We start from the raw sequence: 20801 nt of genomic DNA, 5'->3' as shown, positions 1-20801 counted from the left end.
CGAGGTGAGACGGACCTTCGGTTCCGCCTCACCTCGCCGTGCTCGCGGGGACCGGAAGCGCTGGGCGGGGAGATGTCCGCCGGGCCCGCAGTTCAGGCGGCGTCGTGCTCAGCCCGCTGGAAGAGCCGCAGGCGGTCCTCTCCGACCTTGGCCCGGGCCTGCGGGTCCGTCACGCCCAGTCCCGGGCGCGGGGCCAGGCAGAGGACGCCGACCTTGCCGACGTGCTCGTTGGTCTGCACGCTCCTCGTCGCCGCTCCCACCTCGGCGAGGGGGTAGGTCGTCGACAACGCCGGCACGAGATGCCCCAGGCTGAACAGCCTGTTCACCTCGCACTGTTCGTGCAGATTGGCGCCGTGGCTGCCGATGATCCGCTTCAGTCGCATCCACAGGTAGCGGTTGTCGTAGGTGTGGTCGTAGCCGGTGCTGGAGCCGCACGTGACGACGGTTCCACCCCGCCGGGCCACGAAGACCGAGGCCGCGAATGTCCTTCGCCCCACATGCTCGAACACGATGTGCGGATCCTCACCCACCGCCTTGCGTATGGCACCGCCGAGCCTCTTCCACCCCTTCGGCTGCTCCAGCATGGTGGGGTCGCCGTCCTCGATCTCGGAACGGTTGATGACCGCCTCGCAACCCAACGACCGCAGGACGGCCGCTTTCTCCTCGGAACTCACCACTCCGACCGGAATGCCACCGCCGTTGCGCACCAACTGCACCGCGTAGGAGCCCAGGCCGCCCGTCGCCCCCCAGATCAGAACGACGTCCCCCTGCTTCATCTGTGCACCGCGGTCGCTGACCAGCATGCGGTAGGCGGTACTGGCACACAGGGGGTTGGCAGCCGCCTCCTCCCACGTCAGCAGTGCCGGTTTCGGCATCAGCTGGCTCGCCCGTACCACGGCGTAGTGGGCCAGGGCGCCGAAGTTCGTCTCGAAGCCCCAGGCCTTCTGGCCGTCTCCCAGCATCCCGTCCCGGTGGGTGTCGGGGTCCTGCTCGTCCACGTACGCGGGTGCGACGACGACGCGGTCCCCGACCTTCCACTTGCGGACCGAGGAACCGGTCCGCACGACCACGCCGGAGGCGTCCGAACCCAGGACGTGGTAGGGGAGATGGTGACGGGCCTCCCATCCACCGGCCCTGCCCATCTGTTCCAGGAACTGGAACGTCGGCACTGGTTCGAACATGGCGGACCACACCGTGTTGTAGTTGATCGCACTCGCCATGACGGCGACCAGCGCCTCGTCAGGAGCCAGTTCCGGCATCGGGATCATGTCGACGGACAGCGACTTGCGCACGTCCTTGTCGCTGACTTGCTGGAACATGTCGACGTCCCGGGCGTGCACCACCGCTGCGCTGAAGTGGTCAGGCAGGGGCAGGGACGCGAGGGTGGGCCCGTCGGCACCTGCCACAACGGCCTCGGACATGCTGCTGCTCATGGGACACGACCTCCTGCTGCTTGTCCACAAGTGGAGAAAGGGCGGCCGGTGCCCCTGCCGCCCGAGCTGCTGAGATGCCTGCAACAAGCAAGACCCACCACCCGTCGAGGCGCAACCGCAGGAGAGCGCGCGAACCTCGCCGTCCGGGAAACAGGCAGGTCAGGTATGTCGTCTCGGCGCCGCCGGGGTCAGACGCCGTCGCCCGTAAGGGCTACCCGCGATGCACTCCTGTTCGACTCGCCCTCGTCTCGGAGGTGGAGGCGGGTGAATGCCTCCACCGGCGGCAGCGCGACCGTGGCGACGCCGGTGAGTGCCGCGCAACTGCTGCTGTGTCGGGCGTTCGTTCATTCGCCGGGCGTCTGCCGCACGGGGAGCCGGCGTTCGCGGAAGTCCGTCTCGATGGCCTGGTAGGCATTCAGGAGCTGACGCAGCAGCCCGATCGAGTCCTGGTACTCCAGGCCCAGGTCGGGCTCCTCCGGAGGCGTCGCCCCCCGGGCGGGAAGCCGGGAACTCGCAGTGGGGCCGTCACCATCGGACGGGCCGGGGCCGTGGCCGGGCAGTGCATTCACATGAGTACGAACGAGCGAGGACCGGAAAGAGGATGACGCAGATGGATGAAAGATGCCGCCTCAGCACCCCCCGGGCCGCCGTTCCAGGGCCGCAGCCGCCCCGCGCGCCCGCCCCCTTCTACGGCAGCGGCGCGCCTCCCCATGAGCAGGACCGACGTTGCGTCATCTCGGGACGAGTCTGTCCAGGACCCGACAGGCGCGGTCAGTGCCGTCCTCGGACTGCAGAGAGCGGCCGATGCGGCGGGCCGCATCCGCGTAGGCGGTGTCCGCGGTGAGAGCACGCAAGCGGTGGGTGAGAGCCGGGACGGTGAGGTCGCGGGCAGGCAGCGGCCGCGGGCCCGCGCCCAGGTCGCGGACACGGCCGGCCCAGTAGGCCTGGTCACCGAAGAACGGGCAGACCAGGGAGGGCACTCCGGCCCGGAGTGCGGAGGCCGTGGTTCCTGCGCCACCGTGGTGGACGACTGCGGCCATTCTGGAGAACAGCCACGCATGAGGGGTGTCGCCGACCACCAGCATGTCCTCTTCGCTCGTGGCAGGGTCCCCGGCCAGAACACCTCGGAGCCCCGCACGCCGTAGCGCCGTTCGTACCAGGCGCTCGGTGGCCCCGGGATCCCTGGTCCTCATGCTGCCGAACCCGACATACACGGGCGGGGGGCCGTCGTCCAGAAAGGCGAGCAGCCGCCGTGGCGCCTGCCACTGCGGCTGCTCGTAGTGCCAGAAGCCGGTCATGTGGACGTTCGGCCCCCAGTCGGTGGGGCGCGGTACGACCGCGGTGCTGAACGCGCACAGGACCGGGGCCGTGCGGATCCGGCGGACGGGACCGGTCAGGGACGATGCCGGGAGGCCAAGACTCCTGCTGCGCCAGGAGTTGACGAAACGACGGGTGACGAGCCAGGACCCCAGGTCGACCGCCTCGAAGCTGAGCCGGTTGCCCAGAGAGCCCAGGAAGCGGGCAGACGGTGCGAGCGGGTGCGGAAACGTTCTGGTGGGATGGCTCGGCTGAAAGTGGATGACCGCGTGCGGAACACGCAGGTACTGGCTCAGGTGGACGCCGATGAAACTGAAGGTGGGGGCCAGGACCAGGTCGGCGCCTTCGGCGCCCGCTCGAGTTGCCGCGAGGATCGGGCCGATCCTCGGCTCCAGGACCCTGCCGATGCCGCGGACGAAGGCGACGGGATTGGTGGGGCCGGAAAGGAGCTCCTGGCCTTCTGCCGACCGGATGATCTCGCTCGGGTCGGCGGGGAGGAGGTGGAACTCCAGTCCGGCGCCGTCGACGAGGTCCTGGTACCGGGAGCTCGCGAGGAGGCGCACCGTGTCGCCCCGTCGCATCAGCGCTCGGCCGAGGGCCACGCAGGGCTGGACGTCACCACGGGATCCCGCGGCGAAGATCACTACTTGTCGGCCCGTACCCATGGCCTCTCTCAGCCCGCGGCCGGAACGAGCCGCGCCTTCTGCGGATCATGATCGGGCCGGAGGTGGCCTGCCCAGGCGTGCTTCCCCAGCGATGCCATGACGTCAGGCCAGATCGCATGCAGTTCACGCTCCCAGTACGGCCAGGAGTGGGTGCCCGGCTTGTAGAGATGAGTCGTGGCGTCGACGCCCACCGAGCGCAGCGACGCGGCAAATTTCCTGATCGGCTCCGGAAGCAGGGCCTCGCCCACCGCGCCCATCACCAACACGTCCGTCGCACGGCCCGCGTCCAGCGGACCGGGCATACCGTCTCCTGCGGACAGGTGCACTCTTGTGCCCTGGAAGGCGCGCGGCATCGAGGCGGGATTGTGAGCCTGCCAGACATCGGCATTCCTGACCGGATCACCCCAGACCCGCTTGATGTCGACGCCGTCCCGAGCGGCGCCGAGGCCGAGGACGACCCAGACTCCGGGATCGGCGAGGTCGACGTAGGAACTCATGGCGGCTACGTACCGGAACATCCCCTGGTGGTGAGCTGCGTAGTTGAGGGCGCCGAACCCTCCCATGGAAAGACCGATGACGGCCCGGGACGAACTGGCGCGATAGCGCTCCTCCATGAGGCGAACGAGTTCGCTCGTGTGGAAGGTCTCCCAGCGGGGTCCGCCGTCGAACCAGTTGCTGTAGTAGCCGGTCTTTCCACCGTCAGGCATGACGATCAGGACGTCGGACCCTGCGGCAAGCTGCTCCACGTCCGTCTCGCGCGTCCAGGACGTGTAGTCGTCGTTCCCGCCGTGCAGCATGTAGAGCACGGGGAACCGCGCCCTCTTCTTGCTGTACCAGCTTCTGGGAAGGATGACGCGGACGGGAATCGACGCTCCCATGGCCGGGGAAGCGACAGTGAGGTCCTGCATGTACCTGTCGATCTTCTTGACCGCGGTGATGCTCGCCTCGGGAGCCGGCCTCCGAGGCCCGGAGTCGGCATCACGGGCTGCGGCGGTCGCGGCGGGGGCGAGCGCCGAGGAGAGCAACAGCAACGTCACGACGGTGCAACTGAGCAATCTGGCGCGGCTTGCAAGGAATTCGACGGCTGACGGCATGGGCTGAGGCACTCCGTGGGAAGGGAGGGGACCGGTCGCGCTGGACCTCGCACGGCTCCCTCACGGAGAGACCGGAGTGTGCAGCGGTGATGCGGGCTCGGCAGCCACTGCCGGTCGGGCCGCAGCAATCCCGGGCGAGCAGGATCGAGTTCCTCGGCACTTCCCGCCTCCCGTGTGGAGCGGTTGCGCACCGGACCTCTGTGTCACCGCGCGCACCGGCCCGCTGCGAAACTCCGGAGGTAGCCGGCTCGGAGCCGGGGTCTTCGTGGTCGGGGACAGGAGAACCTCTCCCTTATGCGCACCACCTTCCCCTATAGGCGTCATGAACGGTCAAATGATGACGCATCAGACACCCGGGTGCCGGGAGACACACCGTCGGACCGGTAATCGGCGAGCGTGCAGCGCCGCCCGGCGTCGGGGAAGCACGGGCGGTCGGAGCCGGGGCGCGCACGATCAGGCCTGGCGGCTCGTGCCCCTCACGGCCGGGGCGCCGACGGCAGGCCCCGTGCGGTCACGCCTGGGTGGTTCCGGCATCTCCGGTGCCGGCCGGGACCGCGCGGGCGCGACGGACGGGGAACATCGTCGGGGCGGGCGCCTGGGTCAGGAAGTCGATGACGAGGCGGTTGGCCTGCTCGGGCTTCTCCATCAGCAGGGCGTGCGAGCTTCGGGGCAGGACGGCGAGCTCGGCGTCGGGGAGCGCCCGGTACAGCGTGATGGTGTGCTCCAGGCTGATCACGTCGTCGTCGCCGACCAGGACGAGGGTGGGTGCGGCGATGCGCGCCAGGTCCTCGGGAGTGAGGGTGGGCTGGGTGCGGAACATGTCGATCAGCTTTCCCGCGACGACCGGCCAGTGGTCGGCGCCGTCGGGTGAGGTGGCCGCGTACATGTCGCGGAACACCGCGAGCTCGGGCGCGTCGGGCGCCATGTGGTCCAGCAGGCCCGGTACCGCCTGGCTCTCGGGCGCCGGGCGGAAGTTGACTCCCACGGCCACGACCTTGCGGACCAGGTCGGGGCGGGCGAGGGCCAGGAGCAGGGCGACGATGCCGCCGTCGCTCCATCCGACGAGATGGGCGGGGCCGCCGACGACGGACTCGACGAAGGCCGCGGTGTCCTCGGCCATGTCCTGGTAGGAGATCGGCCCGTCGACGTCGGGTGTGTGTCCGTGGCCGCGGCGCTCGGGAAGGTGGACGCGGAACCTCGCCGCGAGGTCGGATCGTTGGGGTGACCATGTCTCGTTCGTGCAGAGGCCACCGTGCAGCAGGAGCAGCGGGTCGCCCTCGCCCTCCGCCTCGTACCACGTCCTGACACCGTGGAGCTCGACGTAGTCGCCCATGGGTCCAGGCCTTTCGACGTCACGTGTGGCGTGCCGCCCCCACCCCTTCAGTCTCCGCCGCACTCCGGCCGTCCTGCAACGCGAGGCGCCCTGCGCGCCGGACGGACCCGGTCCGGCGCACCCTGCGGCGGGACCAGCCGCTCATGCTCGCCGACCGGTGCGGCCGCGGGCTCCCGCCGTCCCCGCGCCGCCCCGCACAGGCCCGCACAGGCCCGCAGGACAGGCCGGACACGCGGGGCGGCGACGGAGGACCGGCGCGCGGCAGACGGATCCGCGTACGCGTGCGGACAGGGGGCTGCCCGGAAGAACCGCAGGTCAGGAGTCGAAGTCGATCGTCAGGGTCTCCGACACCGGATACGACTGGCAGGTCAGGACGTAGCCCGCGTCGACCTCGGCGGGCTCCAGGGCGAAATTGCGGCGCATGTCCACAGTGCCGTCGGTGACCAGGGCGCGGCAGGTGCCGCAGACACCGCCCTTGCAGGCGAAGGGCAGGTCGGGGCGGGTCTTCTGGGCACCGTCGAGGACGGTCCGCTCCCGGGGCAGGGCGGTCGTGCTGGTGCGGCCGTCCAGGACGAGGGTCACCTGGCTGACCGGGCCGGAGGGTTCGCCGTCGGTGTGGCGGACCTCGCGGACCGGTTCGTCGTCGGCGTAGAAGAGTTCCTGGTGCACGCGGTCGGCGGGCACGCCCAGCCCCACCAGGACCTGCTGCGCCGAGCGGACCATGCCGTGCGGCCCGCACAGCCACCAGTGGTCGGCGGCCGGGACGTCGACGAGCGCGCCGACGAGTTGGGCGAGCCGTTCGGCGTCGAGGCGGCCGGAGAGCATCTCCGCCTCGCGGGGTTCGCGGGAGAGCACGTGGGCGAGCTGGAAGCGGGCCGGGTACAGGTCCTTCAGGTCGGCGAGCTCGTCCGCGAACATCACGGTGCCGGTGCGCCGGTTGCCGTAGAGGAGCGTGACGGTCGAGCGGGAGTCGGCGGCCAGGACGGACTCGGCGATCGACAGCATGGGTGTGATGCCGGAACCCGCCGCGACCAGGACGTGGTCGCCGGGGGTGGTGAGATCGGGGGTGAACGCGCCGGTGGGGCCCATCACCTCGACCGTGTCGCCGGGGCGCACGTCGTGCACGAGCCAGGAGGAGAACAGGCCTCCCGGCACCACACGCACCCCGATGCGGGGCGCGGAGCCGGCGGGCGAGCAGATGGAGTACGACCGCCGTTCGTCCCGGCCGTCGATCTCGCGCCGCAGGGTGAGCGACTGCCCCGGTGCGAAGGCGAACTCCTCGGCCAGTTCCGCCGGGATCTCGAAGCCGACGGCCGCCGCGTCGTCGCACAGCGGTTGCACGGCGGACACGCGCAGCCGGTGGAAGACCGGACGGCGGCGGGTCTGCGGGCGGGCGGCCCCGGGGGAGACGGACGTGGCCATCAGATCTCCTTGACGTACTCGAACGGCTCGCGGCAGGCGCGGCAGCGCCACAGTGCCTTGCAGGACGTGGCGGCGAAGCGGGAGGTCTCCTCGGTGTCGGCCGAGCCGCAGCGGGGGCAGGGCACCGTGTGCCGTGTCGGAGACAGGACCAGCGGCACGGGTGCCGTGCCGTGCCGGGGTGCGGCACCGGGCGGGGCGATGCCGTGGTCGGCGAGCTTGCGGCGGCCCTCCTGGGTGATCCAGTCGCTCGACCACGGCGGGTCGAGCGCGGTGCGGATCTCCACGTGGGCGTACCCGGCGTCCCGCAGCCGGGCGGCGACGTCGGCGCGCATCTCGGCCATGGCCGGGCAGCCCGAGTAGGTGGGGGTCAGGGTCGCCACCACCGTGCCGTCGTCGGTCAGGTCGACCCCGCGCAGCACGCCGAGATCGGCGAGGGTCAGCATGGGCAGCTCGGGGTCGGGCACCTGCTCGGCGATGTGCCGGGCGTGCCGGGCGTCGAGGAGGGTCGTCACCACGCCGCCTCCGGATGGGCGCGGGCCACGCTCTGCAACTCGGCGAGCAGGGGGGCGAGGTGCTCGGTGTGCTCGCCGTGGCGGCCGGAGCCGGAAAGCGGCCGGTACACGGGCATGGGCAGGCCGGCCGCCGCGGTGACCTGGCGGAGGTCGGCGACGACCTCTTCGCGCACGTCGCAGGCGGTGAACAACTCGCCCAGATACGGCGCGGCCTTCTCCAGCGCCGTACGCATCCGCCGGTGGGACTCCGGCGTGCCGTCGCCCAGGCGCACCGCCCACTCGGCGGCGTACTGCCGGTGGTAGGCGAGTTCCTTGACGCCCTTGGTGGCGATCGCCGCGAGCACCGGGTCGGCGTGCGCGGTCAGCCGCTGGAACCGGGCGAGACGCCAGCTGGACAGCAGGAGCATCCGCACGATCGAGAACGCGAAGTCCCCGCACGGCAGTTCGGCCAGGCGTACGTTGCGGAAGTCGCCGGCGTCGCGGAAGTAGGCGTACGCGTCCTCACTGCGGTCGGTACCGTCGGCCTGGCCGGCGCGGGAGTAGAGCAGGCGGGCCTGTCCGAGCAGGTCGAGGCCGATGTTGGCCAGCGCCACTTCCTCCTCCAGCTCGGGGGCGCGGGTGGTCCACTCGGCGAGCCGCTGGGCGCTCACCAGCGCGTCGTCGGCCAGGGCCACGCACTCGGCGGCGAGTTCGGCGGGGTCGACGCCCTCGGGCACGGTGGTGTCGACGCCGTGCAGCGGGTCCTCGAAGCCGGTGCCGTAGGCCCAGCGGGTGTCGTCCTCGTGTCCCTCGGCGAGGGTCATGTAGACGTGGTCGTCACTCATGCCATTCCTCGGTGGGACTAGATGTGCGGGACGTCGTCGGGGATGTCGTAGAAGGTCGGGTGGCGGTAGACCTTGTCCGCGCTCGGGGCGAAGAAGGGGTCCTTCTCGTCCCGGGTGGACGCCGCGATGTGCTCGGAACGCACCACCCAGATCGACACGCCCTCGTTGCGGCGGGTGTAGAGGTCACGCGCGTGCGTGAGCGCCATCCGGTCGTCGGCGGCGTGCAGCGAACCCACGTGGACGTGGTTGAGCCCGCGCTTGCTGCGCACGAACACCTCGTACAGAGGCCATCCCCGCTTGTCGGCCGTCATGCCACTGCTCCCTCTCGTGCCTGTGCCGCCTGCTTCGCCGCGTGGGCGGTCGCCGCCTCGCGCACCCATGCGCCCTCCTCGTGGGCCTCCCGGCGGCGCTGCACGCGCCGGTCGTTGCACGGCCCGTCACCGCTGATGACGCGCTTGAGCTCCGCCCAGTCGGGGGTGCCGAAGTCGTGGTGCCCGCGCTCCTCGTTCCAGCGCAGCTCCGGGTCGGGCAGGGTCACGCCGAGCCGCTCGGCCTGCGGGACGGTCATGTCGACGAAGCGCTGGCGCAGCTCGTCGTTGCTGTGCCGCTTGATCTTCCAGGCCATGGACTGCGCGGAGTTGGGCGAGTCGTTGTCGGGCGGACCGAACATCATCAGCGAGGGCCACCACCAGCGGTCCACGGCGTCCTGGACCATGGTCCGCTGAGCGTCGGTGCCCCGCATCATGGTCATCAGCAGCTCGTAGCCCTGCCGCTGGTGGAAGGACTCCTCCTTGCAGATCCGCACCATCGAGCGGGCGTAGGGCCCGTAGGAGGAGCGGCACAGCGGCACCTGGTTGCAGATCGCCGCGCCGTCCACGAACCAGCCGATCACCCCGACGTCGGCGAAGTTCGCGGTGGGGTAGTTGAAGATCGACGAGTACTTCTGGCGCCCCTCGATGAGCCGCTCGGTCAGATCCGCGCGGTCGGCGCCGAGGGTCTCGGCGGCCGAGTACAGGTACAGGCCGTGCCCGGCCTCGTCCTGCACCTTGGCGAACAGGATCGCCTTACGGCGCAGCGACGGCGCACGCGTGATCCACTCGCCCTCCGGCTGCATGCCGATGATCTCCGAGTGCGCGTGCTGCGCGATCTGCCGGATCAACGTCCTGCGGTAGCCCTCGGGCATCCAGTCGCGCGGCTCGACGCGCTGGTCGCGCGCGATCGTCGCCTCGAAGTGCTCCTGGAGCTCGGGTCCGGCACCGTCCGCACCCGAGGAGCTGGAGTGTGTCGTGTCCATCCGTCTCCCTTGCCCAACCGCTCTGCCAACCGACCATTCGTTCGGGACTTCATCCTACGCTGTGTCCCCCGCCCGGGTAAGCCCCCCGTGCGACCGACCCCGGACCGGGGGCGGGGACCTCGATGTCGCCGCTCTCCGACGCGATCACCGGCAACGCCCCGGGCGGGGACGGCGGCGTCCCCGCAGGCCTCGTGCCGACCGCGCCGCAGACCGGCCACGCCGCAGCTCGGCGGGGCGCCGGGTGCCTCCGCGCCGGTGCCGCCCCGCTCCACCAGGGGCGCGCCCCCTCACGGGCCGACCGGCCTCCCCGGCGCCCGTGGCCGCGACGGAGCGGCCGGGCGGGCCGGGATGCGGCGGCCGTGCGTGTCGCGGCCCGTCCGGGGCGGGACGCCCGCCCGGCCCGGGGCTGCCGTCGTGACAGCGGGCCACCGGGCCTTCGTGACCGGCGCGCACATCGCCGCGCCGGTCACCGGAGTGCCGTGCGCCGCGGGCGTGGTGCCGGCGGCGGGCGTGGACACCCCGGAGCGCGTGCCTCGCCCCGGCCACGGGCGTACGCGTCCTCCGGGGCGACCGCCTCGCCCCGGCTGCGGGCATGCGGCGTACCCGGGCGACGGCATCACAGCGGCCCCCGGGTGGTACGGCGCGGCGGGTGCCTCCGGCCGCCGCCCCAAAGGCGGCCGAGCGGCGGCGTCAGCTCCCGGTCGGCCGCAGAACGACGAAGTCGGCGTTCGACGGGTCGAGGCAGACGGCGAGCCGACCGACCCCCTCGGAGTCGGCCGGCCCCATCTGCACGCGGCCGCCGTTCTCCGTCACCCTGGCGACCGCAGCGTCGCAGTCGTCGACACCGAACACGGGATGCCAGTACGGCTTGCCGTCCGCCAGGGCCAGGGCCTCCGTGGACACCTGCAGGAAGCCGCCCTGCATGCGCTCCTCGGGAAGGCCGGCGGGGGTGATGAGGGTGTACGTCCCCGAGCCGTCCGGCATCGGCATGTCGCTGAACTGCCAGTCGAAGACCGCGCCGTAGAACTCGCGGGTCGCCCGGGCGTCGCTCGTGTGCAGCTCGGTCCACGACAGCGAGCCTGGCGCGTCCGCCAGTTCGAAGCCGGCCTGCTTCCCCGGCTGCCACACGGCGAACTGGCCTCCCAGCGGGTCGCTGTACTGTGCCATCCGGCCCCATTCACCGAGGTCTCTCGGCGGAACCCGCACCGTGCCGCCCGCGGCCTCGACCGCCCGGGTCGTGGCGTCCGCGTCGGTGACGGTGTAGTAGATCATCCAGGCCGACCGCGCTCCCTGCTCGGTGAGCGCGCCCAGTCCGGCCACGGTCCTGCCGTCCTTGCGGAACATCCCGCCTTCGGCACCGGCCTCCTCCCCCATCGGCTGGAACTCCCAGCCGAGCACCGCGCCGTAGAAGGCCGCGGCGGCCGGGACGTCGGGGGCGCCGAGGTCGAGCCAGCAAGGTGAGCCGGGCGCGAGGTCCGTCGTGATCATGCCGTGTTCCCTTCCGCAGTGCCCCCTCGGTCATCCCCCACCTCAGCGTGGCACCCGGCACCGACACTCGCGCGCCGGACACCCCGGCCGGCGGACGTCTGCGACCGGACGGTCGCGGCGGGGCGAACGCCTCCGGTCGCACGCACCGACCTACAGCCCCGGCGCGCGCCGACGCACCGTGGCATGTCCTCTTCCTCCGGTGGCGAGTTGGGCAGGACCGGGACTGGGGCGAACCGGGGGCGCGGCGCCGGGCCGTCAGACCGCGGGGCCGCGAGGCCGCGAGGCCGCGGGGCGAGCACAGGATGGGCCGACCGGGTGGTGGGGCAGCCGGGGGCGCGGTCCGGAGACGGGGCAGCGCATGGCCCAGGACGCGTCGAGCGGTGACGCCGCGTCCGGGGCGCGGTCGGGCCGCGTCCGGGGCGCGGTCGGGCCGCGTCCGGGGCGCGGTCGGGCCGCGTCCGGGGTGGGGCCGCCCGCCCGGGCGCACGGCCCTCGCAGCCGTCGAGGCGCAGGTCGCGGGCTCCGCCCTCCGGGGGACACCGGAGGGCGGGACCCGGCGGCGGGACGCGGCGGCAAACTGTCGGGGCGCCACCGGGTGGCGGCGCCGGAACGCACTTGCGTCGAGGCGTACCCCGTCCTGCACACTCACCCCATGGAGACAGCCGAGTTTCTTGACATCCTCGACCGGGAGGGCCGGTTGCTGGCCGACGCGGCCGAGGCCGCGGGGCCGGACGCCAAGGTGCCGACCTGCCCCGACTGGCAGGTACGGGATCTGCTGCGGCACACCGGCGCGGTCCACCTCTGGGCGGCCGGATACGTGGCCGAGCAGCACCCCTCCCCCCGCCCCTTGGGGGACGGCCCCGCGCTGGACGGCGCCGAACTGCTGGAGTGGTACCGGGACAGCCACCGCCGTCTCATGAGCACCCTGGCCGCGGCCCCGCACGACATCACCGCCTGGACCTTCTTCCCGGCGCCCCCCCCCTCCCCCTCCCCCCTGGCCTTCTGGACGCGCCGCCAGGCACACGAGACGGCCGTCCACCGCTACGACGCGGAGACCGCCCGCGACGGCGACCCTGTGGCGGGTGAACCCGCCGCCGGGTTCACCGCCGGCCTCCCGGTGGAGTTCGCCGTCGACGGCATCGACGAACTGCTGTGCGGCTTCCACGGCCGCCCCAAGAGCCGGGTGCGCACCATCGAGCCGCGCCTGCTGAGGGTCAGGACGACGGACGCGGACGCGGTGTGGACGGTGCGCCTGTCGACGGAGCCGCCCGTCACGGCACCCGGTGCCGCCGGGTCGGCCGACGCCGAACTGGCAGGCCCGGCAGGGCAGCTGTACCTGGCACTGTGGAACAGGATCCCGGTGCCGCAGGTGACCGGGGACGCCGCCCTGGCAGAGCTGTGGCAGGAGGCGTCCGCCATCGGTTGACCGGACCGGGGCCGCGGGAAGGGCCGGCTCAGTCGGCCAGCATCCGCGTCAGCACCGCGCGTTGCACCGGGCGCACCTCGTCGTGCAGCGCGCGCCCCCTGGCCGTGAGGGAGACACGCACCCCGCGCCGGTCCTCCGGGCACATGCCCCGCTCGACCAGTCCGTCCTTCTCCAGGCGGGCGACGAGGCGCGACAGCGCGCTCTGACTGAGGTGGACGCGCTCGGAGATCTCCTGGACGCGGTAGGCGCCGGAGCCGTCCGCGGGCCCTTCCGACAGCAGGTCGAGCACTTCGAAGTCGCTCGCGCACAAGCCGTGCCCACCGAGGACGCGGTCGAGTGCGCACTGGGTGCGGGCATGCAACGCGAGGATGTCCCGCCACTGCTCCACGAGTGCCTGCTCGACCTTCTTCGCAGCCATGGCCGGACGGTAGCAGAGAACCAATTTAATTGCATCCGAATTTAATGTGTTTGCATCTCATGCACATGCATGCAGCTTGTCCGGCATGTGGGCGCCGGGAAGGACTGCCGGACGACTCGCGGCGTCGGGTGGCACGGGGGCGCCTCACCGACCGTCCGGGCGGTGCGGAAGCATCGCACGGCGAGCACGGCCCGCGGGCGGGATGCGCCTGGGCCGTGCGACAGGGCGGCGAGGCGGGCGGCACGGGCCGGCGGCTCCGCCCGATCGCAACGGGATCGGGCTCAGGCGCGCGCCCGGCCGGGACGACTTGCCCGGCCGGGCGCTCGCCTGTTTCACTCGGGGCATGAGCGGGGGACGCAGTCAGGCCGAACGGGACGCCATCACGGTGGAGATCGGATACGCGTTGCTCAGCGCCGCGTTCGCGGCCGTGCTGTTGTTCGGGGCGGTGGCCGGACCGGCGTTCGCCTTCCCTCTGTCGGCGGGGACCCGCGGCGTGCTGGTCACCGTGGGAGCGGTCCTGGCCTCGGTGCTGTTCCTGGTCCGCGTGGCCAGCGTGCTGATCCGTTTCCAGCGGGGCACCGGCCCCGGCGGCGATCAGCCCAGCCAGCCGGGACGCACCAGGCCCGACTCGTAGGCGAGGACGACCAGTTGCGCCCGGTCGCGGGCGCCGAGCTTCACCATGGTGCGGCTGACGTGCGTCTTCGCGGTGAGCGGGCTGACCACCAGGCGGCGCGCGATCTCCTCGTTGGACAGGCCGATTCCGACCAGCGCCATCACCTCCCGCTCCCGCTCGGTGAGCCGCGCGAGGGCGTCGGCGGCGGCAGGCTCCTTGGAACGGGCGGCGAACTCCTCGATCAGCCGACGTGTCACTCCCGGCGACAGCAGGGCGTCTCCGGCGACCACTGCCCGCACCGCGCGCAGGAGTTCGTCCGGCTCGGTGTCCTTCACCAGGAATCCGGAGGCGCCGGAGCGGATCGCCTCGAAGACGTACTCGTCGATCTCGAAGGTGGTCAGCATGACCACCCTGACGTCCCGCAGAGCCCGGTCGGCGGTGATGCGGCGGGTGGCGGCCAGCCCGTCGAGCACGGGCATCCGGATGTCCATCAGGACGACGTCCGGCCGCAGTTCGCGCACCGTGCGCACCGCCTCCTCCCCGTCGGCGGCCTCCCCGGCGACCTCGACGTCCGGCTGCGCGTCCAGCAGGGCCCGGAACCCGGCCCGGACCAGCGACTGGTCGTCGGCGAGCAGTACGCGGATCACCGGTGATCCTCCTTCGGGCCGAGCGGCAGTACGGCGAGCACGCGGAAGCCGCCGTCCGCGCGCGGCCCCGCCTCGATCGTGCCACCGAGCGCCGCGGCCCGCTCCCGCATCCCGGCCAGGCCGTTGCCGCCGCCGCCCGCTTCCGCGCCCGTCGCGGGCCCGTCGTCGTCGATCCGCAGCCGCAGCGCCCCGTCCGCCGTCGCGAGCCGCACGCGCGCGTGCCGCGATCCTGAGTGGCGCACGACATTGGTGAGGGCTTCCTGGACGATCCGGAAGGCGGCGAGGTCCGCACCCGGCGGCAGCGGCGGTGCCGCGCCCCGCACCTCCACGGCCAGACCGGCGCCCGCCGCCTGCCGCACCAGCTCCGGCAGCCGGTCCAGGCCCGGTGCCGGGGTGCGCGGTGCCGTGCCGGGCGCGCGCAGGGTGTCGAGGACCTGCCGGACCTCGCCGAGCGCCTCCTTGCTCGTGGCCTTGATGGTGGTCAGCGCCGTCCTCGTCTGCTCCGGGTCGGTGTCGAGCAGGGCGAGGCCGACGCCCGCCTGCACGTTGATGACCGAGATGCTGTGCGCCAGCACGTCGTGCAGTTCGCGGGCGATGCGCAGCCGTTCGTCGTCCGCGCGGCGCCGGGCCGCCTGCGCCCGCTCGGCCCGCTCGCGCGCCCACTGCTCGCGGCGGGCCCGGGCCAGTTCCGACACGGCGGCGATCGCCACGACCCACGCCGCGGCCGCGATCTCCTGCCCCCAGGACGCGGCAAGGTCCCCGGACGGCGGCAGCCACCGGTACAGCCAGTGGGCCACCAGCAGGTGCCCGGCCCAGAGCATGCCGACCGCCGTCCAGGCCGCGTACCGGTGGCCGGCGACGACGGCACCGAAGCAGCCGAGGGCGACGGTGAGGAACACCGGGCCGTAGGGGTACCCGGCTCCGACGAGGAGCAGGGCCGTGGCGGACGTGCCGAAGGCGACCGCCACCGGGTGGCGGGTGCGCCACAGCAGCAGGAGCGAGGCCACCAGCAGCAGTCCGTAGGCGAAGGGGTCCAGCGTGACGCGCTCCCCGTGCTGCCGGCCGGCGGCCACGTGCGAGCCGGCCAGCACGATCACGGTGACGACCAGGGTGGACCGCCAGGGCCACCGGGGAGCCCCCTCCGCCTCGCCCCCGCGACCCGGCCGCGGCAGCGGGCCGGGATGCCCCCACCGCGGCGGGCCGCCCCCGCGCACGCGCTGCTCGTCCATGACGGCCACGCTAGACGCCGCGCCCCGCGGACGACGTCCCCCGCGCGCGGTGCCCGCGTGTACTCCCGGGGAAGTACCCGGCGCGGGGGAAACGACCCGGCGGGCGGACACCGTGACCGCCGCCCGGTGCCGTAGCCGAGCGCCGGTCCGCTGCCCGGGCACCGAGGCGGACGGCCCCGCGGATGCGGGGGGCTTGGGCGCCGACGGCCCGTCAGGTCCTCTCCCCCCAGGCCCCTTCCCACCGATCGCCCCGGCGGGACGATGGCCGGCCGGCGAGGAGCGATCGACCGGGACGGGACGGTCAGGGGAGCGCCTCGCGCATCGTGCGGGCGGTGGTGGCGGGGTCGTAGCCGTCGGGGACGCCCGGGACGAGGACGATGTCACCCTCGACGTGTCGCGAGCGCAGCGGTGCGATCGCACGGTAGGCGGGCGAGTCCCACCAGGCGCGGGCCTCGGGCATGCCGGGGAAGGCGATCACCACGACGTGTCCGGGCCAGGCTCCCTCCTTCACCTCGTGCTGTGCGGCGTGCACCAGGAAGCGTCCCCCGTACGGGGCGAAGGTGCCGCCGATGCGCTCGATGTACTCGGCGATCTCCGGGTGCGGCGCGGCGTCGCGCAGGTGGGCCACGGCGTAGGCGGTCATGGTCTCCTCCAGGTCGGAGCGGGCTGCCTGCGGTGCCGATCGTGGCACCCCGCGCCGGACCCGGTCGATGACCTCCGAGGTAGGAGCCCGGCCGTTCAGGCGTGCCCGGCCGGCAGGCCCACCCCCTGCGCCAGCCGTGTCGCCGCGTGGCGGAAGAAGGGCTCGCGGTCCTCCACGACGCGGTGGAACTGGCCGAACACCTCGAAGCCGACCAGGCCGTACAGCTGGGCCCAGGCCGCGACGAGTGCGGTGACGACGGGCGGCGGGAGATCGGGGGCGAGGTCGGCGGCCATGCGCGCGGCCTCGGGGCGCAGGGCGTCCGGCACGGGTGACACGGCCAGCCGGCCGGCCTGGTGGGCGTCGCGCACGACGGCGATGAGGAGCAGCCCGACGCGGGAGGCGGCGGGGATCGTCGTCTCGGGGGCACTGTAGCCGGGCACGGGCGAGCCGTAGATCAGGGCGTACTCGTGGGGATGGGCCAGGGCCCAGTGCCGTACCGATGCGCAGACCGCCGTCCAGCGCTCGACGGGGCCCGCGTCGGCGACCGCGTCGTGCGCCGACTCCGCCGCCTCGCCGAGGGAGTCGTAGGCGTCGATGATCAGCGCGGTGAGCAGGTCGTCGCGGCTGGGGAAGTAGCGGTAGAGCGCGGAGGAGACCATGCCCAGTTCACGGGAGACGGCACGCAGCGAGATCTTGGCGGCCCCGTCGGCGGCGAGTTGTCTGCGGGCGGCGTCCTTGATGGCCGCGGTCACTTCGATCCTGGCGCGGGCTCGGGCGCCGCCGTGTGCGGAGTTGCTGCTCATGCAGGCAGTCTCCCATGGATCGAGAGCACCGCACACAAGTGAGAGCAATGCTCTTGCCCAACCGTGCCGAGCTGATGCACACTGGACGCATCGAGAGCAGTGCTCACCAAGAAGAGCGGCGCTCTTCACGGTTGCAGCCACGAGTGCAGCCACACGTACAGGGGGTCCCCATGTCCGCACACGTCCGCAAGCCCGGCTGGTTCACCGTCAACGTCCTCAACCGCTTCGTCGCCTGGCTCACCCGCCGCGGCGTCAGCGTCTGGGGCTCCCGCGTCCTCGCCGTGCGCGGCCGCAAGAGCGGCCAGTGGCGGACCACCCCCGTCAACCTGCTGGCGATCGACGGCCGGCAGTACCTGGTCGCACCGCGCGGCCACGTCCAGTGGACCCGCAACATGCGCGCGGCCGGCGGCGGTGAACTGCACCTCGGCAAGAACGTCGAGGAGTTCACCGCCACCGAGGTCGCCGACGACGACAAGGCCCCGATCCTGCGCGCCTACCTCAAGCGGTGGAAGGCGGAGGTCGGCGTCTTCTTCGACGGCGTCGGCCCGGACTCCTCCGACGCCGAGCTGCGCCGGATCGCGCCCGACCACCCGGTCTTCCGCATCACCGTCGGCGGCTGACCCCGCGGGTCAGGAACCGGCCTCGCCCGTGGCCTGCCGCCGGTCCAGCGCGGACAGGGCACGCTGGGCGATCGGCCGGTTGCGGATGAGCTCGCCGAGCGAGGTCGAGCCGCGGGTGATGTCCGTGAACGCCTTCCACGCCGGGCGGAACCCGGTGAGCGCCGCGTGGAAGACGCCGGGCCGCCGCTCGAAGGCCGCCAGCAGCCGCTTCCCGACGGCCATCTCCACCCCGAGGCCCGCCTTGACGGCGAAGGCGTAGTTCAGGGCCTGACGGCGGGCGTCCACCGCGTCGTGCGCCTCGGCGATCCGCACCGCCCACTCCCCCGCGAGCCTCCCGGAGCGCAGGGCGAAGGAGATGCCCTCGCGGGTCCACGGCTCCAGCAGCCCCGCCGCGTCCCCGCACACCAGCACCCGGCCCCGCGACAGCGGCGAGTCGTCGGCACGACAGCGGGTCAGATGGCCGGAGGAGAGGCTGGGTTCGAACCCGGCGAGGCCGAGCCGGCCGATGAAGTCCTCCAGGTACCGCTTGGTGGCTGCACCCTCGCCGCGCGCCGAGATCACACCGACGGTGAGCGTGTCGCCCTTGGGGAACACCCAGCCGTAGCTCCCCGGCATCGGACCCCAGTCGATCAGCACCCGCCCCTGCCAGTCCTCGGCGACGGTCTCCGGGACGGGGATCTCCGCTTCCAGGCCCAGGTCGACCTGGTCGACCTTGACGCCGACGTGCGCTCCTATACGGCTGGCACTGCCGTCGGCACCGACCACCGCGCGGGCCAGCACCTTCTCGCCGCCCTGGAGCACCACGGCGACCGTCCGGCGGTCCGGCACGGCCGAGCCGTGCTGCTCGACGCGCTGCACACCGGCCCCCGTACGCAGTTCGGCACCGGCCTTCTGCGCGTGCTCGACGAGCTGGTGGTCGAACTCGGGCCGGTTGATCAGCCCGAACAGCATCTGCTTGGAGCGGCGTGTACGGGAGAAGCGGCCGTTGTGGGAGAACGTCACCGCGTGCACGCGGTCGCGCAGCGGCAGCTCGTAGCCGGGCGGCAGGGCGTCGCGCGACGGGCCGATGATGCCGCCGCCGCACGTCTTGTAGCGCGGCAGGTCCGCCTTCTCCAGCAGCAGCACGCGCCGCCCGGCGACCGCAGCCGCATAGGCGGCCGACGCTCCCGCAGGGCCCGCACCCACCACGACCACGTCCCACACCTGCCGCACGTCGTCCGCCGAAGAGTTCTCGCTGCTCACGATGGTCTGCTGCTCCCGATCAAGTCGGCTCACGCTGCTGTCCCCGGCATCCTAGGCGGAGATCGCCACGGGCTGCCGAGTCGGCACCGGCGGGGGGTGCGGTTCGCCCCTCGGGGCGGGCGTACGCTCGCACGGTCAACCGTTGGCAGATGAAAGTACGAGACGTACGCAGACGTTCACGCACGGACGCGTACAGGTACACCGTCGCACCCACAAGGAGCGTGCCCATGTCGTCGAATCCGGTCGCCGAGACCGTCGCCTCGCTGATGCCCCGGGCGAAGGCGGAGCTCGCCGAGCTGGTGGCCTTCAGATCGGTGGCGGACTTCGACCAGTTCCCCAAGAGCGAGAGCGAGGGCGCCGCGCGCTGGGTGGCGGACGCGCTGACCGCCGAGGGCTTCCAGGACGTCGCCCTGCTCGACACCCCCGACGGCACCCAGTCGGTGTACGGCTACCTGCCGGGTCCCCGGGGCGCGAAGACGGTCCTGCTGTACGCCCACTACGACGTGCAGCCGCCGCTCGACGAGTCCGGCTGGGCCACGCCGCCGTTCGAGCTGACCGAGCGCGACGGCCGCTGGTACGGCCGCGGTGCAGCCGACTGCAAGGGCGGCGTGATCATGCACCTGCTCGCGCTGCGCGCGCTGAAGGCCGACGGCGGGGTGCCGGTGCACGTGAAGGTGATCGTCGAGGGCTCGGAGGAGCAGGGCACGGGCGGCCTGGAACGCTACGCCGAGGCGCACCCGGAACTGCTGGAGGCGGACACCGTTGTCATCGGCGACACGGGCAACTTCCGTGTGGGCCTGCCGACGGTGACCTCGACCCTGCGCGGCATGACGCTGCTCCGGGTCCAGGTCGACACCGTGGAGGGCAATCTCCACTCCGGCCAGTTCGGCGGTGCCGCCCCGGACGCACTCGCGGCGCTGATCCGCGTCCTGGACTCGCTGCGTGCCGAGGACGGTTCGACGACGGTCGACGGCCTGTCCTCGGACGCGTCGTGGGACGGTCTCCAGTACGACGAGGAGGAGTTCCGCGCGGACGCCAAGGTGATCGACGGCGTCGGTCTGATCGGTTCGGGCACGGTCGCCGACCGCATCTGGGCCCGCCCCGCCGTCACCGTCCTCGGCATCGACTGCCCGCCGGTCGTGGGCGCCACCGCGTCGGTGCAGGCCAACGCCCGGGCCCTGGTCAGCCTGCGGGTGCCGCCGGGCGTGGACGTGGCAGGGGCGACCAAGCTGCTGCAGGCCCACATCGAGGCGCACACCCCGTGGGGCGCCCGGGTCGCGATCGAGCAGATCGGCCAGGGCCAGCCGTTCCGCGCGGACACCGCCAGCCCCGCCTACCGGGCCATGGGCGAGGCCATGGCGGAGGCGTACCCGGGCCAGGAGATGCAGTACAGCGGCCAGGGCGGCTCCATCCCGCTGTGCAACACCCTCGCGGCCCTGTACCCGGACGCGGAGATCCTCCTCATCGGTCTGAGCGAGCCGGAGGCCCAGATCCACGCCGTGAACGAGAGCGTCTCCCCCGAGGAACTGGAGCGCATGTCGGTCACGGAGGCGCTGTTCCTCCGCAAGTACGCGGCGAACTGACCCGCCCGCCCGCAGCCGAGGGCCCTCGAATGCGCCGCACGGCGGGGGCCCGCGCGGCCCTGTCCCGGCGCCCGGCTCCGACCGGTGCCGTGTCGCCGTCCGGCGTCCCCGGCGCGCACCGCCGGCTCGGGTGCCGCAATGCTGTCGGCCGGGTGCCGTGAGGTCCGTCCCGGGGCCTGCGGCCGCCCGGGCAGC

22 protein-coding genes are annotated in these 20801 nt (G+C 72.8%); 5 read left to right on the top strand and 17 right to left on the bottom strand.

The genetic code is table 11. The annotated features are described in order from the left end of the window. Positions 1-92: 92 nt before the first annotated feature. The 4 genes from ccrA to JS756_RS05685 all read right to left on the bottom strand — a co-directional run bounded on the left by ccrA (position 93) and on the right by JS756_RS05685 (position 4323). Positions 93-1433 carry a crotonyl-CoA carboxylase/reductase gene (gene ccrA, locus JS756_RS05700; RefSeq protein WP_205381832.1) on the bottom strand — a complete coding sequence of 447 codons (1341 nt, stop codon included), beginning with the start codon at positions 1431-1433 and terminating at the stop codon, positions 93-95. Positions 1434-1777: 344 nt separating this feature from the next. Continuing rightward, positions 1778-2002 (bottom strand): hypothetical protein, encoded by a 225-nt coding sequence (locus tag JS756_RS05695; RefSeq protein WP_205381831.1) that lies wholly within the window; start codon positions 2000-2002, stop codon positions 1778-1780. A 162-nt stretch (positions 2003-2164) separates the two neighbouring features. Continuing rightward, a complete protein-coding gene (locus JS756_RS05690) occupies positions 2165-3415 on the bottom strand; it encodes a glycosyltransferase (RefSeq protein ID WP_205381830.1) in 1251 nt (416 codons plus the stop codon). Between the two features lie 8 nt (positions 3416-3423). Beyond that, the gene (locus tag JS756_RS05685) at positions 3424-4323 is read right to left on the bottom strand and encodes an alpha/beta hydrolase (RefSeq protein WP_205381829.1); all 900 of its coding nucleotides are present in this window, start codon (positions 4321-4323) and stop codon (positions 3424-3426) included. Here JS756_RS05685 and JS756_RS05680 point away from each other — a divergent pair. Beyond that, entirely contained in the window at positions 4322-4516 is a 195-nt protein-coding gene (locus JS756_RS05680; RefSeq protein WP_205381828.1) for a hypothetical protein, read from the top strand. The two genes, JS756_RS05685 and JS756_RS05680, sit on opposite strands and share 2 nt — an antisense overlap. A gap of 504 nt (positions 4517-5020) precedes the next feature. Here JS756_RS05680 and JS756_RS05675 read toward each other — a convergent pair. The 7 genes from JS756_RS05675 to JS756_RS05645 all read right to left on the bottom strand — a co-directional run bounded on the left by JS756_RS05675 (position 5021) and on the right by JS756_RS05645 (position 11382). Next, a complete protein-coding gene (locus tag JS756_RS05675) occupies positions 5021-5842 on the bottom strand; it encodes an alpha/beta fold hydrolase (protein WP_205381827.1) in 822 nt (273 codons plus the stop codon). A 315-nt stretch (positions 5843-6157) separates the two neighbouring features. Beyond that, positions 6158-7264 carry a 1,2-phenylacetyl-CoA epoxidase subunit PaaE gene (gene paaE / locus JS756_RS05670; protein ID WP_205381826.1) on the bottom strand — a complete coding sequence of 369 codons (1107 nt, stop codon included), beginning with the start codon at positions 7262-7264 and terminating at the stop codon, positions 6158-6160. Next, entirely contained in the window at positions 7264-7779 is a 516-nt protein-coding gene (gene paaD, locus JS756_RS05665) for a 1,2-phenylacetyl-CoA epoxidase subunit PaaD (protein ID WP_205381825.1), read from the bottom strand. The genes paaE and paaD overlap by 1 nt, the downstream gene beginning before the upstream one ends. Continuing rightward, the gene (gene paaC / locus JS756_RS05660; protein WP_205381824.1) at positions 7773-8600 is read right to left on the bottom strand and encodes a 1,2-phenylacetyl-CoA epoxidase subunit PaaC; all 828 of its coding nucleotides are present in this window, start codon (positions 8598-8600) and stop codon (positions 7773-7775) included. Before paaC ends, paaD begins: the two co-directional genes overlap by 7 nt. 17 nt (positions 8601-8617) lie before the next feature. Then, positions 8618-8911, bottom strand: a complete 294-nt coding sequence (paaB, locus tag JS756_RS05655) for a 1,2-phenylacetyl-CoA epoxidase subunit PaaB (RefSeq protein WP_205381823.1) — start codon at positions 8909-8911, stop codon at positions 8618-8620. Next, positions 8908-9894, bottom strand: a complete 987-nt coding sequence (gene paaA / locus JS756_RS05650) for a 1,2-phenylacetyl-CoA epoxidase subunit PaaA (RefSeq protein WP_205381822.1) — start codon at positions 9892-9894, stop codon at positions 8908-8910. The genes paaB and paaA overlap by 4 nt, the downstream gene beginning before the upstream one ends. Positions 9895-10584: 690 nt before the next feature. After that, the gene (locus tag JS756_RS05645) at positions 10585-11382 is read right to left on the bottom strand and encodes a VOC family protein (RefSeq protein ID WP_205381821.1); all 798 of its coding nucleotides are present in this window, start codon (positions 11380-11382) and stop codon (positions 10585-10587) included. Between the two features lie 652 nt (positions 11383-12034). Between JS756_RS05645 and JS756_RS05640 the strand changes: the two genes are divergently transcribed. Beyond that, positions 12035-12808, top strand: a complete 774-nt coding sequence (locus JS756_RS05640) for a maleylpyruvate isomerase family mycothiol-dependent enzyme (RefSeq protein ID WP_205381820.1) — start codon at positions 12035-12037, stop codon at positions 12806-12808. Between the two features lie 28 nt (positions 12809-12836). On the opposite strand, the gene JS756_RS05635 is transcribed toward JS756_RS05640, so the two are convergent. Further along, positions 12837-13226 carry a MarR family transcriptional regulator gene (locus tag JS756_RS05635; protein WP_205381819.1) on the bottom strand — a complete coding sequence of 130 codons (390 nt, stop codon included), beginning with the start codon at positions 13224-13226 and terminating at the stop codon, positions 12837-12839. A gap of 343 nt (positions 13227-13569) precedes the next feature. On the opposite strand from JS756_RS05635, the gene JS756_RS05630 reads away from it, so the two are divergent. Continuing rightward, positions 13570-13860: a DUF6332 family protein gene (locus JS756_RS05630; protein WP_205381818.1), complete on the top strand. Its 291-nt coding sequence runs from the start codon at positions 13570-13572 to the stop codon at positions 13858-13860. Here JS756_RS05630 and JS756_RS05625 read toward each other — a convergent pair. From JS756_RS05625 to JS756_RS05610, 4 genes are all read right to left on the bottom strand, one after another. Then, positions 13821-14486, bottom strand: coding sequence for a response regulator (locus JS756_RS05625; RefSeq protein ID WP_205381817.1), 666 nt, complete (start codon positions 14484-14486; stop codon positions 13821-13823). The two genes, JS756_RS05630 and JS756_RS05625, sit on opposite strands and share 40 nt — an antisense overlap. Further along, positions 14483-15715, bottom strand: a complete 1233-nt coding sequence (locus JS756_RS05620) for a sensor histidine kinase (RefSeq protein WP_205381816.1) — start codon at positions 15713-15715, stop codon at positions 14483-14485. Before JS756_RS05620 ends, JS756_RS05625 begins: the two co-directional genes overlap by 4 nt. 301 nt (positions 15716-16016) lie before the next feature. Continuing rightward, a complete protein-coding gene (locus JS756_RS05615) occupies positions 16017-16358 on the bottom strand; it encodes a DUF1330 domain-containing protein (protein ID WP_205381815.1) in 342 nt (113 codons plus the stop codon). A gap of 95 nt (positions 16359-16453) precedes the next feature. Beyond that, a complete protein-coding gene (locus JS756_RS05610; RefSeq protein ID WP_205381814.1) occupies positions 16454-17161 on the bottom strand; it encodes a TetR/AcrR family transcriptional regulator in 708 nt (235 codons plus the stop codon). A 170-nt stretch (positions 17162-17331) separates the two neighbouring features. Here JS756_RS05610 and JS756_RS05605 point away from each other — a divergent pair, with 170 nt between their 5' ends. Next, on the top strand, positions 17332-17781 hold the full coding sequence (locus JS756_RS05605; protein WP_205381813.1) for a nitroreductase family deazaflavin-dependent oxidoreductase: 450 nt from the start codon (positions 17332-17334) through the stop codon (positions 17779-17781). Between the two features lie 9 nt (positions 17782-17790). On the opposite strand, the gene JS756_RS05600 is transcribed toward JS756_RS05605, so the two are convergent. Then, entirely contained in the window at positions 17791-19023 is a 1233-nt protein-coding gene (locus JS756_RS05600) for a geranylgeranyl reductase family protein (RefSeq protein WP_205382069.1), read from the bottom strand. Between the two features lie 227 nt (positions 19024-19250). Between JS756_RS05600 and JS756_RS05595 the strand changes: the two genes are divergently transcribed. Next, a complete protein-coding gene (locus tag JS756_RS05595) occupies positions 19251-20606 on the top strand; it encodes a dipeptidase (protein ID WP_205381812.1) in 1356 nt (451 codons plus the stop codon). Positions 20607-20801 lie beyond the last annotated feature (195 nt).

The sequence above is a fragment of the Streptomyces actuosus genome (assembly GCF_016921115.1).
Classification (GTDB): Bacteria; Actinomycetota; Actinomycetes; order Streptomycetales; family Streptomycetaceae; genus Streptomyces; species Streptomyces actuosus_A.
This window is presented reverse-complemented; position numbering and strand designations above follow the sequence as displayed.

Coding starts and splice junctions, on each gene's coding strand:
- ccrA (WP_205381832.1), bottom strand. CDS start 1,433: ATGAGCAGCAGCATGTCCGAGGCCGTTGTGGCAGGTGCCGACGGGCCC.
- JS756_RS05690 (WP_205381830.1), bottom strand. CDS start 3,415: ATGGGTACGGGCCGACAAGTAGTGATCTTCGCCGCGGGATCCCGTGGT.
- JS756_RS05680 (WP_205381828.1), top strand. CDS start 4,322: ATGTACCTGTCGATCTTCTTGACCGCGGTGATGCTCGCCTCGGGAGCC.
- JS756_RS05685 (WP_205381829.1), bottom strand. CDS start 4,323: ATGCAGGACCTCACTGTCGCTTCCCCGGCCATGGGAGCGTCGATTCCC.
- JS756_RS05675 (WP_205381827.1), bottom strand. CDS start 5,842: ATGGGCGACTACGTCGAGCTCCACGGTGTCAGGACGTGGTACGAGGCG.
- paaE (WP_205381826.1), bottom strand. CDS start 7,264: ATGGCCACGTCCGTCTCCCCCGGGGCCGCCCGCCCGCAGACCCGCCGC.
- paaC (WP_205381824.1), bottom strand. CDS start 8,600: ATGAGTGACGACCACGTCTACATGACCCTCGCCGAGGGACACGAGGAC.
- paaB (WP_205381823.1), bottom strand. CDS start 8,911: ATGACGGCCGACAAGCGGGGATGGCCTCTGTACGAGGTGTTCGTGCGC.
- paaA (WP_205381822.1), bottom strand. CDS start 9,894: ATGGACACGACACACTCCAGCTCCTCGGGTGCGGACGGTGCCGGACCC.
- JS756_RS05645 (WP_205381821.1), bottom strand. CDS start 11,382: ATGATCACGACGGACCTCGCGCCCGGCTCACCTTGCTGGCTCGACCTC.
- JS756_RS05640 (WP_205381820.1), top strand. CDS start 12,035: ATGGAGACAGCCGAGTTTCTTGACATCCTCGACCGGGAGGGCCGGTTG.
- JS756_RS05635 (WP_205381819.1), bottom strand. CDS start 13,226: ATGGCTGCGAAGAAGGTCGAGCAGGCACTCGTGGAGCAGTGGCGGGAC.
- JS756_RS05630 (WP_205381818.1), top strand. CDS start 13,570: ATGAGCGGGGGACGCAGTCAGGCCGAACGGGACGCCATCACGGTGGAG.
- JS756_RS05620 (WP_205381816.1), bottom strand. CDS start 15,715: ATGGACGAGCAGCGCGTGCGCGGGGGCGGCCCGCCGCGGTGGGGGCAT.
- JS756_RS05615 (WP_205381815.1), bottom strand. CDS start 16,358: ATGACCGCCTACGCCGTGGCCCACCTGCGCGACGCCGCGCCGCACCCG.
- JS756_RS05610 (WP_205381814.1), bottom strand. CDS start 17,161: ATGAGCAGCAACTCCGCACACGGCGGCGCCCGAGCCCGCGCCAGGATC.
- JS756_RS05605 (WP_205381813.1), top strand. CDS start 17,332: ATGTCCGCACACGTCCGCAAGCCCGGCTGGTTCACCGTCAACGTCCTC.
- JS756_RS05595 (WP_205381812.1), top strand. CDS start 19,251: ATGTCGTCGAATCCGGTCGCCGAGACCGTCGCCTCGCTGATGCCCCGG.